We start from the raw sequence: 12,737 nt of genomic DNA, 5'->3' as shown, positions 1-12,737 counted from the left end.
TATGTCTGACCGTCAAATTATAGACTGGCCCGCCTGGACCGACTCGCCTCCCGGCCGCTACGTGCTGGGCTGGGAGCAGGCGCAGCTCGACCGGATCGTGTCCGACGTCTTCGGGTTCCACGCGCTGCAGCTCGGCCTGCCGCAACTCGACGCGCTGCGCGAGAACCGCATGCCGTATCGCGGCCTCGTGCTCGACCCGGCGAGCGGCGCGAGCGCGCCCTATCAATATCCGTGGGCCCGCGAAGCCCATTCGCCCGAGCATGCGCCCGCCGATCGCAGCACGACCTGGTGCGACCTGCTCGACCTGCCGTTCGAGTCGCAGAGCGTCGACCTGATCGTGATGCCGCACACGCTCGAATTCACGTCCGATCCGCACCGCCTGCTGCGCGAGGCCGAGCGCGTGCTGATGCCGGAAGGCCAGCTCGTGATCACCGGGTTCAATTCGCTCAGCCTGTGGGGGATGCGGCAATCGTTCGGGCGCATGGCGAACCGTCCGTTCGTGCCGGCCACGCGCGACCAGATCGCGTTCATCCGGCTCAAGGACTGGATCAAGCTGCTAGGCTTCGACCTCGAACGCGGCCGCTTCGGCTGCTACCGGCCGCCGCTCGTCACCGACAAGTGGCTGGCCCGCTACGGCTTCATGGAAGCCGCCGGCGACCGCTGGTGGCCGATCTTCGGCGCCGTCTACATGGTGACGGCCGTCAAGCGCGTGCGCGGCATGCGCCTCGTCGGCCAGATCCGGATGAAGAAACCCGTGCTCGCACCGGGCCTGACGCCGGCGGCCTCCCCGACCACCCATCAAGAACATTCATGACAATCGATACGATCGACATCTATACCGACGGCGCCTGCAAGGGCAACCCCGGCCCCGGCGGCTGGGGCGCATTGATGCGCTACGGCGACAAGGAAAAGGAGCTGTTCGGCGGCGAACCGAACACGACCAACAACCGCATGGAGCTGATGGGCGTGATCGCCGCGCTCGAAGCGCTGAAGCGGCCGTGCCAGGTGATCGTGCACACCGACTCGCAATACGTGCAGAAAGGCATCAGCGAGTGGATCCACGGCTGGAAGAAGAAAGGCTGGGTCACCGCGGCGAAGACGCCCGTGAAGAACGCCGACCTGTGGAAGCGGCTCGACGCGCTCGTCGCGCAGCACGAGGTCGAGTGGCGCTGGGTCAAGGGCCACGCGGGCCATCCCGAAAACGAGCGCGCGGATGCGCTCGCGAATCGCGGCGTCGAATCGCTCACGGCCTGAACGCGGGCCGCCCCCTGTTTCCTACGTTTTCCCCGACATGCGCCAGATCATTCTCGATACCGAAACCACCGGCCTGAACGCCCGCACGGGCGACCGCCTCATCGAAATCGGCTGCGTCGAGCTGCTGAACCGGCGGCTCACCGGCAACAACCTGCACTTCTACGTGAACCCCGAGCGTGACAGCGATCCGGGCGCGCTGGCGGTGCACGGCCTCACGACCGAATTCCTCAGCGACAAGCCGAAATTCGCGGAAGTCGCCGACCAGATCCGCGACTTCGTGAAGGACGCCGAGCTGATCATCCACAATGCGCCGTTCGACCTTGGCTTTCTCGACGCGGAATTCGCGCGGCTCGGCCTGCCGCCGTTCACCGAACATTGCGGCGGCGTGATCGACACGCTCGTGCAGGCCAAGCAGATGTTCCCCGGCAAGCGCAACTCGCTCGACGCGCTGTGCGACCGCTTCGGCATCAGCAACGCGCACCGTACGCTGCACGGCGCACTGCTCGACTCGGAACTGCTCGCCGAGGTCTATCTCGCGATGACGCGCGGCCAGGACAGCCTCGTGATCGACATGCTCGACGACGCGGGTGCCGATGGCGGCGCGGCAAACGGCCAGCGCGTGTCGCTCGCCGCGCTCGACCTGGCCGTGGTGGCCGCGAGCGACGACGAGCTCGCCGCGCACCAGGCGCAGCTCGACGAGCTCGACAAGTCGGTCAAGGGCACCTGCGTATGGCGCCTGTCCGCCGACGCGGGCGCCGCCGAAGCGGCCTGAAACACACGGCACGCGCCGCGGCCGCGCTCACGCGCGCGGCTGCAGCGCGATGACCGCCATTCCGCCGAGCGCGAGCGCCGCGCCGGCCACGTCCCAGCGGGTCAGCGCGACGCCGTCGACCACCCGCAGCCAGACCAGCGCCACCGCGATGTACACGCCGCCGTACGCCGCATAGGTGCGCCCCGCCGCACTCGGGTGCAGCGTCAGCAGCCACGCGAACAACGCGAGCGACAGCGCGGCCGGCAGCAGCAGCCACACCGGCCGCCCCTCCTTCAGCACGAGCCACGGCAGGTAACAGCCGACGATTTCGGCCAGCGCGGTGGCGGCGAACAACGCCGCGATCCTCATCAGTTCGGTCATCCGGTTCCTCGTGAATTCGCCCCCGTCACCGCGAGGCGGCACGGCCCCGCCGCGCGCCGCCGATCATACCCGAGCCGCCTCCGCCGAACGCCCCGCCAGACGGGCGTTTCCCGGCAATTTGCACGATCATCCGTCATCGTGCTATCATGTCGCCTGTTTCAACATTCAATCTCTGTCTATTCGATTTCGAGAGAAGTCCGTCCGCGCGTTGCGGGCCGGCCCTTCGACCGAAATTGCACCCACAGGAAAGCCCGCCCGACAGGCCCGCTTTTCTCGTTTCGTTGCCCCTCCGGGGCGCTTGCCGGAACGCCGGACATCGTCCGCACCGGCATCTGCCGCTTGCATCACGCGGCCCATTCTTCATGAGCGCACTGTCGTGACGGCCCATCGGGCCCGCGTCGAAGCAGCCCCTTACGGCCCTTTACCGCCGCTTGTGCAGTAAGTGCTTAATGGCCTGCCCCGACGCGCCGCACGCGATACCGCGCTCGCCGGCAAACCGTGTCGGACGGCCCGCCCGTTCGGCGCAGTCAAAGGAGTGCATGACCTTGACCGCAACACACGTCAGCCCGACCGCTGCTTCTTCCTCCGCTTCGTCGTCCGGCGAAGCCCCGCTCGTCGCGGACGACATCACCGTCGTCGACCAGAGCCTGCTCAAGCGCGCCGTCAGCGCGATGGCCATCGGCAATGCGATGGAATGGTTCGACTTCGGCGTCTACAGCTACATCGCCGTCACGCTCGGCAAGGTGTTCTTTCCGTCCAGCAGCCCGTCCGCGCAGCTGCTCGCCACCTTCGGCACGTTCGCGGCCGCCTTCCTCGTGCGCCCGCTCGGCGGCATGGTGTTCGGCCCGCTCGGCGACCGCATCGGCCGCCAGCGCGTGCTCGCCGCCACGATGATCATGATGGCCGTCGGCACCTTCGCGATCGGCCTGATCCCCAGCTACGCGTCGATCGGCATCATGGCCCCCGTGCTGCTGCTCGTCGCCCGTCTCGTGCAGGGTTTCTCGACCGGCGGCGAATACGGCGGCGCGGCCACCTTCATCGCCGAGTTCTCGACCGACAAGCGCCGCGGCTTCATGGGCAGCTTCCTCGAATTCGGCACGCTGATCGGCTATGTGATGGGTGCCGGTGTCGTCGCGCTGCTCACCGCGTCGCTGTCGCAGGAGGCGCTGCTGTCGTGGGGCTGGCGTGTGCCGTTCCTGATCGCCGGCCCGCTCGGCCTGATCGGCCTGTACATCCGGATGAAGCTCGAGGAAACGCCGGCGTTCAAGCGCCAGGCGGAGGAGCGCGAAGCGCAGGACAAGGCCGTGCCGAAGGCGCGCTTCCGCGAAACGCTGATGCGCAACTGGCGTGCACTGCTGCTGTGCGTCGGCCTCGTGCTGATCTTCAACGTGACCGACTACATGGTGCTGTCGTACCTGCCGAGCTTCATGTCGTCGACGCTGCATTTCGACGAATCGCACAGCCTCGTGCTCGTGCTGATCGTGATGGTACTGATGATGCCGCTGACGCTCGCCGCCGGCCGCCTGTCCGACCGGATCGGCCGCAAGCCCGTGATGCTCGCCGGCTGCGTCGGCCTGCTCGCGCTGTCGATCCCGTCGATGATGCTGATCCATGCCGGCACCACGGCATCGGTGTTCGGCGGCCTGCTGATCCTCGGCGTGCTGCTGTCGTGCTTTACCGGCGTGATGCCGTCGGCGCTGCCGGCACTGTTCCCGACCGAGATCCGCTACGGCGCGCTCGCAATCGGCTTCAACGTGTCGGTGTCGCTGTTCGGCGGCACGACGCCGCTGGTCACCGCGTGGCTCGTCGACGTCACGCACAACCTGATGATGCCCGCGTACTACATGATGGGCGCCGCCGTGATCGGCATCGTGTCGGTCGTCGCGCTCGCCGAAACCGCACGCCAGCCGCTCAAGGGCTCGCCGCCGGCCGTCGCGACGCGCCGCGAAGCGCACCAGCTCGTGCGCCAGATGCGCGAGGACGACGATTCGGGCATGTACCCTGCCGTGTCGACCGCACGCGCCTGAGCGTCGCCCATGAAAAACCCCGGCCGAAGCCGGGGCTCGATCGAATCCGATCCGCCCGACCGGCTCGCGCCGGCCGGGCTTTTTTTCATCTCCTCGCCGCGTACGCGTTCATGCTTGCGCTTCGCAATGGCGGCAGAACAGCAGTGCGCGCGATCGCGACACGGCCGCCTGTGCACCACGCGTCGCGACGATCAGCCCGACCTGACCGAGATTGAAATCGCGCTCGACCATCAACTGCGTCAGCGCGGCAAGCGGCAACACGACGGACGGGTGGTACAGGCTCGATTCGATCAGGGTTCGCATCATCAGCTCCATCAGGCAAGGCGTCATTCGATGGAGTGGATTCTAGGGATCGGCGCCCGCCGGATAAACCGCGCGAATGCGAAGTCACTTGTCAGCCGCGGAGAACAATCGGCCGACGCTTGCCTGGCAAGGCCCGGCGGGCAGCCGGCAGCGGCCCGCAGCAGCCGGATGGCCCGCCGCCGGGCCTACGCGAGCGGCGTTTCGACGAAGGCCGGCAGCGCTTCCGCCCGCGCGGAATGCGCGGCGAGCGCCGGATAACGGGCCGGATCGATCCGCGCGAGCATCGGGTAGTCGGCCGCCATGAACTGCGTGAATCGCCATGCGACCGCCACCGTCACGTCGGACTGCAGCAGGCGCGCGCCGCCGAACCAGCCGTTCGCGGCGGCGACGAGCGGCTCCAGTGCACCGTATGCGCCCTCGATCTGGCTCAGCACGCGCTCGAGCCACGGCGCGTGCTGCTTGTCGGCCGGACGCAGTGCCTGCTCGCAGACCACCTGCACGCTCTTCTCGGCGGCCGCCAGCGCAAAACCGACCGGCACGAGCGTGTTCAGGCGCGCGGCCGCATCCTCGGGCAGCAGCCGCCGCTCGGGCGCGACCCGATGATCCAGATAATCGACGATCAGCGACGAATCCATCAGCGTCGCACCGTCGTCGGTCACGAGCGTCGGCGCCTTGACGACCGGATTGATCGCCCTGAACTGCTCGATATGACGGAACACCGAGATCGACTCGTGTTCGAACGGGAGGTCGAGCAGCTTCGCCGAAATGGCGACACGGCGCACGAACGGGGAATCCAGCATGCCGATCAGCTTCATCGCAAACGCTCCGCTTGAGGGTATGGGATCGACGACTGTAGCAGCGCCGCAGGGCTTCGCCTAGCGCCCCCGTGCGTTTGATGCGCATCAGCCAGCCGCACGCGGGGCTCACGTTGTCCGGCCACAGTGACCATAATGCAAGTTCACCCCCCTTCCGCCCCAAGGTTCGCCATGTGGTACGCCCTCGTCGAGCAGCAGCGGGAATGGATGCGCGCCTGGCGCGCGGCCACGCGGCATGCGTTCGACGCGTGGCCCGCGGCGACGCTGCCGCACGCCGCATCGTCGTGCTACGACGACCTGTTCGAGCCGCTGCTCGGGCCGCCGGGCGAGCCCCCGCACTTCGACATCGGGTGGCCGGCCGTCGGCGAGCACATCGTCGCGCGCACGCCGTTCTGCGACCTGCGGCGCTTCACGCGCGTCGATGCGCGGCGCACGGTACTGCTCTGTGCGCCGCTCGCCGGGCATGCGGCCGTGATGATGCGGGAAACCGTCGAGACGCTGCTCGCGGACGGCGACGTCTGCGTGACCGACTGGCGCAATGCGCGCGACGTGCCGCTCGCGGCGGGCCGCTTCGGGCTCGACGAATATGTCGCGACGCTCGACGGCTTCGTCGACGGGCTCGCGCACGACGACCGGCCGCTGCATGTCGTCGCCGTGTGCCAGGCAACCGTGCCGGTGCTCGGCGCGCTCGCGCTGCGCGCCGCTCGCGGCCTCGTGCCGCCCGCGAGCGTCACGCTGATCGGCGGCCCGCTCGACGCGCGCCGGAATCCGAGTGCGCTCGGCACCGCCGCCGCGGCCCATTCGCTGGGCTGGTGCCGCCGCCACCTGATCGATGTCGTACCGCCGGGTTTCGCGGGGCATGGCCGCCACGTGTTTCCCACCTATCTGCAGCAGGGCGAGATCGCGCTCGTGTACCCGCAGCGCTTCCTGTCGCTGATCGAAGCGTACGCGCTGGCCGCGTCGCGCTTCGACATGACCGGGCTCGCCGGCGCACGGCGTGCGCTGCTCGAATACACGGCGCTGCTCGACATGCCCGCCGAGTATTTCCTCGACACGATCGACATCGTGTTCCAGCGCATGAGCCTCGCGGTCGGTACGTGGGACGTGGGCGGGCAGCGCGTCGAGCCGGCCGCGCTGCGCGGCGTCGCACTGCTGACCGTCGAAGGCGCATGCGACGCGGTCACGGGCGCCGGCCAGACGCATGCAGCGCTCGACATGTGCAGCGGCCTCGCCGACGACGAGCGCTACCGCATCGACATCGGCGACTGCGATCACTACGGGTTGTTTACCGGGGTACGCTGGCGCGGGGAAGTCCATCCGATGCTGCAGCGCCTGTTCGCGTGGGCCGAAACACGCCGCCCTCGCCCCCGCCCCCGCCCGCGCCGCATCAGGCGCACGTGATGCCGTGTCTCAGGGCCGCGCCGCGTCGAGCAATGCGCGCACCTCGTCGTCGCTCGTCTGCTCGAAGCGCGCGTAGAACTGGCTGATCCCGAAGAACGGCAGCGGCTGCCAGAGCGTGACGAACGCATCGGCCAGGTCGTCGAACGCGTGCCGCGCGCCCGCCGGCGCGACCGGCGCAGCCGCGACGATGCGCGCCGGGTGACGCTCGCGCAACGTCTGCAGCGCGACGCGCATCGACGCGCCGGTCGCGACGCCGTCGTCCACGACGATCGCAATGCGCCCCTCGACCGGCAGCGGCGGCGCGGCACCGCGATACAACGCCTCGCGGCGATGCAGTTCGACCGTCTCGCGCGCGATCACATCGGCGAGCTGCGCGTCGGACACGCTCATCGAGCGGAGCACCGAACGCTGCAGATGAATCGCACCGCCCGTCGCGATCGCGCCCATCGCGAGCTCGGGATCGGACGGCACGCCGAGCTTGCGTACGACCAGCACGTCGAGCGGCGCGTGCAGCGCACAGGCGACCGGATACGCGACGGGCACGCCGCCGCGCGGCAACGCGAGCACGACGACATTGCCGCGGCCCGCATAATCGCGCAACGCGTCGGCCAGCCGGCAGCCGGCATCGGTGCGATCGGCAAAACACTCGAACACGTTCGGCCCCCTGCCGTTGCGCCGGATGCGCGAAACCCGCGCCGGCGCCTGTCAACGAGCATGGTTCATCGTCGGCGCCGATGCAAGCAGGGTCATACCGGCGCGCGGGGCACCGAAGGAAAGGGTCAGAGGCCGCCGGCCTGCCGGTACAGCCGCCAGAACGACTGCGCATAGGATTGCGCGAGCTCGGGCGCGCGCCGGAACACGTTCACCGTTTCCGCATGCGCAGCCGCCCCTTCGGACAGCGTCGTCAGCGCGACGCTGTCGTCGACGATCACGAAGCGCGGCGCAGGATCGCCGTGCCGCGACTCGATCGCCACGTCGATACCCGACGATTTCAGATAGCCCGCGCCGCTGTACCGGCCCGCGTGCGGCGACCGCACGAGCACGACACGCACCTCGATCCCGCGCGAGCGGGCCGCGCGCAGCGCGCTCGCGACCGCCGGCGGCACGTGCGTATAGCCGGCCAGCAACACGCGACGCTGCGCCTGCTCGATCAAGTCGACGGTCGCGTCGGCCGCCGCATTGTCATACGAAAAGTATGTGCCGACCGATGCGGCGTCGGACGGAATCTGGCTGGCGTGGGCGCTCGCCGCGCAGCAGAGCGCGGCGAGAAGGAAGGCGGCTGGTCTCATGGCGGGCGCCATTTTAGCGACGCCAATTCGTGTGGCAAGCGCCGGCTGCAAGGCTGCTGCGCCGGCGCAACACACAGTGCGAAAGGCGACTCCGGCGAGGGTCTTCCGGGCCGTCGGTCAGCCCGCCGCGACACGCGCGAGCCAGCTCGCGACGCCGTCGACGGAACGGAAATCCGCGAGGCTGCGCGCCGGCAGCGCGGGATATGCGCTACCGGCCATCTCGGCCAGCGCGCGGCCGGGGCCGAGCTCGAGGAACGCGGTCGCACCGGCCTCCACGCACGCGGCAAGACAGGCCGCCCACTCGACCGGCTCCGCGATCTGCCGGGCCAGCTTGTCGAGTCCCGCGTCGACGTCGAGCACCGACGCGCCGTCGATACCCGAAAAGAGCCGCGTGCCGGGCAACGGCCGCCGCACGTGGGCGGCGGCGAGCGACGCGCGAAACACCGGCACGGCCGCGGCGAGCCGGCGCGTGTGCGACGCGATCCGCACGCAGACGGGCGCGACGCGCAGCGCTCCGTCGCGCGACGCGTCGTCGGCCACCGCATCGACATCGGGCTGGCGCCCCGCGACCACGAACGCGTCGCCCGGGTTCGCGATCGCGATCGCCGCGTCGCGGCCGTCGCACAATCGCGCAAGCCGAGCGCGCGTCAGGCCGCGCACGAACACCATCCGCTCGTCGCCGCCGCTCGCGGCATCCATTGCACGCGCGCGCGCATCGGCCAGGTCGAGCGCGGCGTCCGGCTCGATCATCCCCGCGACGCTCCACGACGCGACTTCGCCGACGCTGTAGCCGGCGACGCAGCGCCGGCGCGGCCACACCGCATCGAGCAGCGCGGAAGCCGCGAGCGCCTGGACCGTGCAGAGGATCTGCGCGGCACGGTTTTCACGCAGCGCGTCCGGCCCGGCCTGCCGCACCCACGCGCGCGGATCGTCGCCGAGCAGGCGGCCGGCGTGTGCGAACAGCGCATCGGCCTGCGGCGCGGTGCCGGTCAGGTCGAACATGTCGGCGCGCTGCGCGCCCTGTCCCGAACAGAGGATGGCCAGCGTCATCGCGCGCCTCCGTCGGCTTCGAGCGCATCGACGAAGACGCTCATCGCGAGCAGGTCGGCCGCGCCGCCCGGGCTCAGCCGGCGCGCGACGAACGCACGATGCGCGGCGGCCGCGCGTAGCCGCCAGTCGCGCGCCCGCACGCCGCCGCGTGCAACGAACGCGCGTGCGGTTGCTTGCGCGAATTCGAGGCCGTCCTGCCCGCCCCGGTGCAGCAGGTTCGTATCGTCGAGCGCGGCGATCAGCGCGAAGCACGCGTCGACGCGCGCCGCTTCCGGGTCGCCGGGCAGGTCGCGCCGCGCGCGGCGCAGCGCGGGCAACCCGACCGCATAGACGGTCGTGAAACCGTCGGCCGCCTCGCGGCGCGCGCCGCCGACGCCATAGCGGCGGCTCGCGCGTTCGCCGTGGCTGTCGGGCAGGCGCGGGCCGCCGAGGATGTCGGCGCCCCAGCGGCGGGAGACGAACGCGCCGAGCGTCGTCCCGCCCGGCACGGCGCCCGGCGTCGCACGCCGGCCCGCCGCCGCACACAGCAGCCCGAGCCCGAAGATCGCGCCGCGATGCGTGTTGACGCCGCCCGTTGCGGCGAGCATCGCGTGCTCGGCGCGCAGGCCGATCTTGCGCAGCACGGCCATGTCCGCATCGCGCGCGCCTGCGTCGGCCAGTTCCGCAAAGTAAGGCCGCAGCACGGCGGCGCTGCGTGCGAAGGTCGCGGCATCCATGTCGGTATGACTGCCGGTGTCAACGTGACTGACGAGCCCCGGCTTCGGATAGGTCTCGATCTCGAGCACGAGGCTGCGCTCGGCCAGTTCGGCGATGCGCTCGGCTTCGGACGGCGCCGGTATGCGGCAGGCGGCCCATGCACTCATCGCGCGCCCCCGGTGAAGGCGTCGACCGGCATCAGTTCGACGGCGATCGCCGTCTTGACCGCGACTTCAGGCTGCCGCGCGTGCAGTTCGCGCCAGTTGACGCCCGCGCCGTCGTTGCGCAGCAGTTCGCCGTCGATGCGCATGGGCGCGCGCCCGTCGATCGCCGCAAGGCCGTCGAGCAGCGTCGCGACCGATGCCGCTTCCGGTAGCGGGAACACGATGTCGAGGTCGGACGACTCGCCCAGGTACGGCTCGCCCGTCAGCGCCTGCCATGCGAGGCTGCCGAACACGCGGCCCTGCACGCCGCACCGCGCGCCGAGCGCATCGAGCTCGCGCAACGGTGCGCGCCACGCGCCGGGCGCGGCCGCGAGCACGTCGGACAACGTGGGCAGCGGGCTGACCGACGCGAGCGCATCGGCCGCTGCGTTCAGCGCGATGCGCCGCTTGCCCGCGGACGGCGGCAGCGGCAGGCCGAGCGGCACGCGGCCGGCATCGGCCTCGTCGGGCGACGCGCGGCGCACGATCAGCGGCCGGCCGCGCGCGGCCCACGCCTGCACGAGCGGATCGGCGGCGAGCGCGGGATCGCGTGCGAATGCCGCGCCCCACCCCGCCGCCGTCAACGTGACGAGCGTGTGGCGGCGCAGCGGCATCTCAGCGCGCGGCACGCGCGAGCGCCTCGACGCGCCGCGCGACATCGGCAGCCACCGGCCGGCCGCGCGCAGCGCGCCGGTCGACGCGCTCGGCCGGCTTGCCGAGCCATTCGCCGACCTGCGCGTCGAGCGCGCGGGCCGGATCGAGCACGGCGTCGACGGCGCCCATCTTCACGAGATTGTCGAGCCCCGGCGCGAACACCGGCGTCGAGCGTGCCATCTCCTTCAGCACGTCGATCGGCAGCTTGGTCACGCGCGACATCGACGGCAGGTCCATCACTTCCGGTTCGGCGCCCGGCACCGCAAGCAGCGTGCGCGTCGCGAGCGCGGTCGCGATGAACGCGCCGGCGGCCGTGTGGCCGTACAGCACGCCGATCGTCCGGTGCCCAGCGAGATCCGCGTGCATCAAGCACTTCGCGAGATGCGACAGCCCCTCGTTCAGGCCGAGCAGTTCGTCGCGCTTGCTCATCCGCTGGCTGTCGCTGTCGACGAGCACGAAGATCGGCGTGTCGCCGCCGCGCGCGATCGTGTCGAGCACGCGCGCCGCGAGCGTCAGCGCCTCGTCGATGCCGAACGGCAAGCGTTCGGCGACGCCGATCACGTCGACGCGCGTACCGGCCAGTTCCGCATGCCCCGTCAACAGGCCGCCGGTGCGGGCGATCGAATGGCCCTGGGGAAACAAGGCATTCAGCACTTCATCGAGCGTCATGCGTGCTCTCCTGCAATTGATCCGCGAGCGACACGAACGTGTCGTCCGGCATGCCCGGAATCGCTTCCGGCTTGTCGGCCCCGAGTGCGCGCCAGACGTCGAGCGCATCGTTGCATGCGCCGAACCGTTCGACACGCGCCTCGAGACGCGCCTGCTCGGCACGCAGCATCGCCGCATCGAATGCCGGCGCACGCCCGATCAGCTCGAGCGCGGCCGCGCGGAACGCGTCCGGCGTATCGGCCACGTAGCGATCCGCGCCGCCGATCAGCCGCCGGTGTTTGCCGCCCATCGTGCGCCAGATCAGCGCGCGGTCCTTCGAATCGAACTCCTCGACGCCGCGATTGGTTTCGATCACCTCGGGGCCCGACACGCTGATACGGCCCTGCTCCGACACCGCGAGCGCCGAGCAGCATGCGGCGAGCAATCCGCCGCCGCCGTAGCAGCCCGCGCGCCCGCCGATCAGCCCGATCACCGGCACGCCGGCCGCACGCGCTTCGACGAGCGCGCGCATGATCTCGGCGATCGCGAGTTCGCCCGCGTTCGCCTCCTGCAGCCGCACGCCCCCCGTATCGAACAGGATCAGCACCGGCTTGCCGACTTCGCGCGCGGCGCGCAGCAGCCCGGTGAGCTTCGCGCCGTGCACTTCTCCGAACGCCCCGCCCATGAAGCGACCTTCCTGTGCGGCGACGTACACCGGCTGCCCGTCGAGCCGGCCGTGGCCGACCACCATTCCGTCGTCGAACTGCTGCGGCAGGTCGAACAGCGGCAAGTGCGGGCTCGTCACGCGTTCGGCCGGCCCGAGGAATTCGTCGAAGCTGCCCGCGTCGAGCAGCCCGTCGACGCGCTGCCGCGCGGATGCTTCGTACCAGCTCGCCGCGTTCGCGACGAACGCGGGGGCGTCATGGGTGTGATGAATGTCGTTCATCATGCGTCCCCCTCGATCGCGCGCACGGCCTGCGCGAGCCGCAGCGACACCATGTCGGGCCGCGCGCCGCCGTCGTTGATCGACAGCTTCAGGCCGCCCGGCGTGCGCCGCTCGACGAAATCCGTGACGACGGCCTGCCACACCGCGCCGAAACCGACCGCCGCGGTGCGGATGTCGATCTCGCATTCGTTGCCCGGCAGCACGCGCTCGACGAGCACCTCGAGATTGCCGGATGCCACCACGCCGACGAGCGCCGCGGCCAGCTCGCCCTTCGCGCGCTCGCGCGCGGTGAAGCGATAGTTCAACTGTTCCATGCCCT

16 protein-coding genes are annotated in these 12,737 nt (G+C 70.4%); 5 read left to right on the top strand and 11 right to left on the bottom strand.

The features are described 5' to 3' along the window. Position 1: 1 nt before the first annotated feature. Genes FOZ70_RS16115 through dnaQ form a run of 3 tightly spaced genes read left to right on the top strand, consistent with a single transcriptional unit; the run spans position 2 to position 2,026 of the window. Positions 2–814 (top strand): class I SAM-dependent methyltransferase, encoded by an 813-nt coding sequence (locus tag FOZ70_RS16115; protein WP_027787882.1) that lies wholly within the window; start codon positions 2–4, stop codon positions 812–814. Then, entirely contained in the window at positions 811–1,254 is a 444-nt protein-coding gene (gene rnhA, locus FOZ70_RS16110; protein WP_021163370.1) for a ribonuclease HI, read from the top strand. The genes FOZ70_RS16115 and rnhA overlap by 4 nt, the downstream gene beginning before the upstream one ends. Before the next feature lie 37 nt (positions 1,255–1,291). Next, positions 1,292–2,026: a DNA polymerase III subunit epsilon gene (gene dnaQ, locus FOZ70_RS16105; protein WP_059497976.1), complete on the top strand. Its 735-nt coding sequence runs from the start codon at positions 1,292–1,294 to the stop codon at positions 2,024–2,026. Between the two features lie 27 nt (positions 2,027–2,053). Here dnaQ and FOZ70_RS16100 read toward each other — a convergent pair whose 3' ends face one another. Next, positions 2,054–2,386: a YnfA family protein gene (locus FOZ70_RS16100; RefSeq protein ID WP_059527239.1), complete on the bottom strand. Its 333-nt coding sequence runs from the start codon at positions 2,384–2,386 to the stop codon at positions 2,054–2,056. 539 nt (positions 2,387–2,925) lie between these two features. Between FOZ70_RS16100 and proP the strand changes: the two genes are divergently transcribed. Then, on the top strand, positions 2,926–4,413 hold the full coding sequence (gene proP / locus FOZ70_RS16095) for a glycine betaine/L-proline transporter ProP (RefSeq protein WP_027787885.1): 1,488 nt from the start codon (positions 2,926–2,928) through the stop codon (positions 4,411–4,413). A gap of 108 nt (positions 4,414–4,521) precedes the next feature. Here proP and FOZ70_RS16090 read toward each other — a convergent pair whose 3' ends face one another. Beyond that, the gene (locus FOZ70_RS16090; RefSeq protein ID WP_042977865.1) at positions 4,522–4,728 is read right to left on the bottom strand and encodes a hypothetical protein; all 207 of its coding nucleotides are present in this window, start codon (positions 4,726–4,728) and stop codon (positions 4,522–4,524) included. A 173-nt stretch (positions 4,729–4,901) separates the two neighbouring features. Next, a complete protein-coding gene (locus FOZ70_RS16085) occupies positions 4,902–5,531 on the bottom strand; it encodes a glutathione S-transferase (RefSeq protein WP_059620708.1) in 630 nt (209 codons plus the stop codon). Between the two features lie 171 nt (positions 5,532–5,702). Between FOZ70_RS16085 and FOZ70_RS16080 the strand changes: the two genes are divergently transcribed. Continuing rightward, positions 5,703–6,932, top strand: coding sequence for a polyhydroxyalkanoate depolymerase (locus tag FOZ70_RS16080; RefSeq protein WP_059620709.1), 1,230 nt, complete (start codon positions 5,703–5,705; stop codon positions 6,930–6,932). Between the two features lie 9 nt (positions 6,933–6,941). Here FOZ70_RS16080 and FOZ70_RS16075 read toward each other — a convergent pair whose 3' ends face one another. The 8 genes from FOZ70_RS16075 to mdcC form a co-directional block, all read right to left on the bottom strand. Then, on the bottom strand, positions 6,942–7,586 hold the full coding sequence (locus tag FOZ70_RS16075; protein WP_059620710.1) for a phosphoribosyltransferase family protein: 645 nt from the start codon (positions 7,584–7,586) through the stop codon (positions 6,942–6,944). Positions 7,587–7,711: 125 nt separating this feature from the next. Next, a complete protein-coding gene (locus FOZ70_RS16070; RefSeq protein ID WP_042977871.1) occupies positions 7,712–8,233 on the bottom strand; it encodes a phospholipase D-like domain-containing protein in 522 nt (173 codons plus the stop codon). Positions 8,234–8,338: 105 nt separating this feature from the next. Further along, positions 8,339–9,271, bottom strand: coding sequence for a malonate decarboxylase subunit epsilon (gene mdcH / locus FOZ70_RS16065; protein WP_021163378.1), 933 nt, complete (start codon positions 9,269–9,271; stop codon positions 8,339–8,341). Continuing rightward, on the bottom strand, positions 9,268–10,134 hold the full coding sequence (gene mdcB, locus FOZ70_RS16060) for a triphosphoribosyl-dephospho-CoA synthase MdcB (protein ID WP_059554883.1): 867 nt from the start codon (positions 10,132–10,134) through the stop codon (positions 9,268–9,270). The genes mdcH and mdcB overlap by 4 nt, the downstream gene beginning before the upstream one ends. Beyond that, complete coding sequence (gene mdcG / locus FOZ70_RS16055) at positions 10,131–10,799, bottom strand: malonate decarboxylase holo-[acyl-carrier-protein] synthase (RefSeq protein ID WP_219706234.1); 669 nt, start codon at positions 10,797–10,799, stop codon at positions 10,131–10,133. Before mdcG ends, mdcB begins: the two co-directional genes overlap by 4 nt. Next, positions 10,786–11,493: a biotin-independent malonate decarboxylase subunit gamma gene (mdcE, locus tag FOZ70_RS16050; protein ID WP_219706233.1), complete on the bottom strand. Its 708-nt coding sequence runs from the start codon at positions 11,491–11,493 to the stop codon at positions 10,786–10,788. The genes mdcG and mdcE overlap by 14 nt, the downstream gene beginning before the upstream one ends. Beyond that, positions 11,480–12,421: a biotin-independent malonate decarboxylase subunit beta gene (locus FOZ70_RS16045; RefSeq protein ID WP_193094998.1), complete on the bottom strand. Its 942-nt coding sequence runs from the start codon at positions 12,419–12,421 to the stop codon at positions 11,480–11,482. Before FOZ70_RS16045 ends, mdcE begins: the two co-directional genes overlap by 14 nt. Beyond that, on the bottom strand, positions 12,418–12,732 hold the full coding sequence (gene mdcC, locus FOZ70_RS16040; protein WP_021162697.1) for a malonate decarboxylase acyl carrier protein: 315 nt from the start codon (positions 12,730–12,732) through the stop codon (positions 12,418–12,420). The genes FOZ70_RS16045 and mdcC overlap by 4 nt, the downstream gene beginning before the upstream one ends. Positions 12,733–12,737 lie beyond the last annotated feature (5 nt).

This window comes from Burkholderia sp. COPS (assembly GCF_019425585.1).
GTDB lineage: Bacteria > Pseudomonadota > Gammaproteobacteria > Burkholderiales > Burkholderiaceae > Burkholderia > Burkholderia cepacia.
This window is presented reverse-complemented; position numbering and strand designations above follow the sequence as displayed.

Excerpts from the sequence above, each read along its gene's own strand:
- FOZ70_RS16115 (WP_027787882.1), top strand. The coding sequence starts at position 2 with ATGTCTGACCGTCAAATTATAGACTGGCCCGCCTGGACCGACTCGCCT.
- rnhA (WP_021163370.1), top strand. The coding sequence starts at position 811 with ATGACAATCGATACGATCGACATCTATACCGACGGCGCCTGCAAGGGC.
- dnaQ (WP_059497976.1), top strand. The coding sequence starts at position 1,292 with ATGCGCCAGATCATTCTCGATACCGAAACCACCGGCCTGAACGCCCGC.
- FOZ70_RS16100 (WP_059527239.1), bottom strand. The coding sequence starts at position 2,386 with ATGACCGAACTGATGAGGATCGCGGCGTTGTTCGCCGCCACCGCGCTG.
- proP (WP_027787885.1), top strand. The coding sequence starts at position 2,926 with ATGACCTTGACCGCAACACACGTCAGCCCGACCGCTGCTTCTTCCTCC.
- FOZ70_RS16090 (WP_042977865.1), bottom strand. The coding sequence starts at position 4,728 with ATGGAGCTGATGATGCGAACCCTGATCGAATCGAGCCTGTACCACCCG.
- FOZ70_RS16085 (WP_059620708.1), bottom strand. The coding sequence starts at position 5,531 with ATGAAGCTGATCGGCATGCTGGATTCCCCGTTCGTGCGCCGTGTCGCC.
- FOZ70_RS16080 (WP_059620709.1), top strand. The coding sequence starts at position 5,703 with ATGTGGTACGCCCTCGTCGAGCAGCAGCGGGAATGGATGCGCGCCTGG.
- FOZ70_RS16070 (WP_042977871.1), bottom strand. The coding sequence starts at position 8,233 with ATGGCGCCCGCCATGAGACCAGCCGCCTTCCTTCTCGCCGCGCTCTGC.
- mdcH (WP_021163378.1), bottom strand. The coding sequence starts at position 9,271 with ATGACGCTGGCCATCCTCTGTTCGGGACAGGGCGCGCAGCGCGCCGAC.
- mdcB (WP_059554883.1), bottom strand. The coding sequence starts at position 10,134 with ATGAGTGCATGGGCCGCCTGCCGCATACCGGCGCCGTCCGAAGCCGAG.
- mdcE (WP_219706233.1), bottom strand. The coding sequence starts at position 11,493 with ATGACGCTCGATGAAGTGCTGAATGCCTTGTTTCCCCAGGGCCATTCG.
- FOZ70_RS16045 (WP_193094998.1), bottom strand. The coding sequence starts at position 12,421 with ATGATGAACGACATTCATCACACCCATGACGCCCCCGCGTTCGTCGCG.
- mdcC (WP_021162697.1), bottom strand. The coding sequence starts at position 12,732 with ATGGAACAGTTGAACTATCGCTTCACCGCGCGCGAGCGCGCGAAGGGC.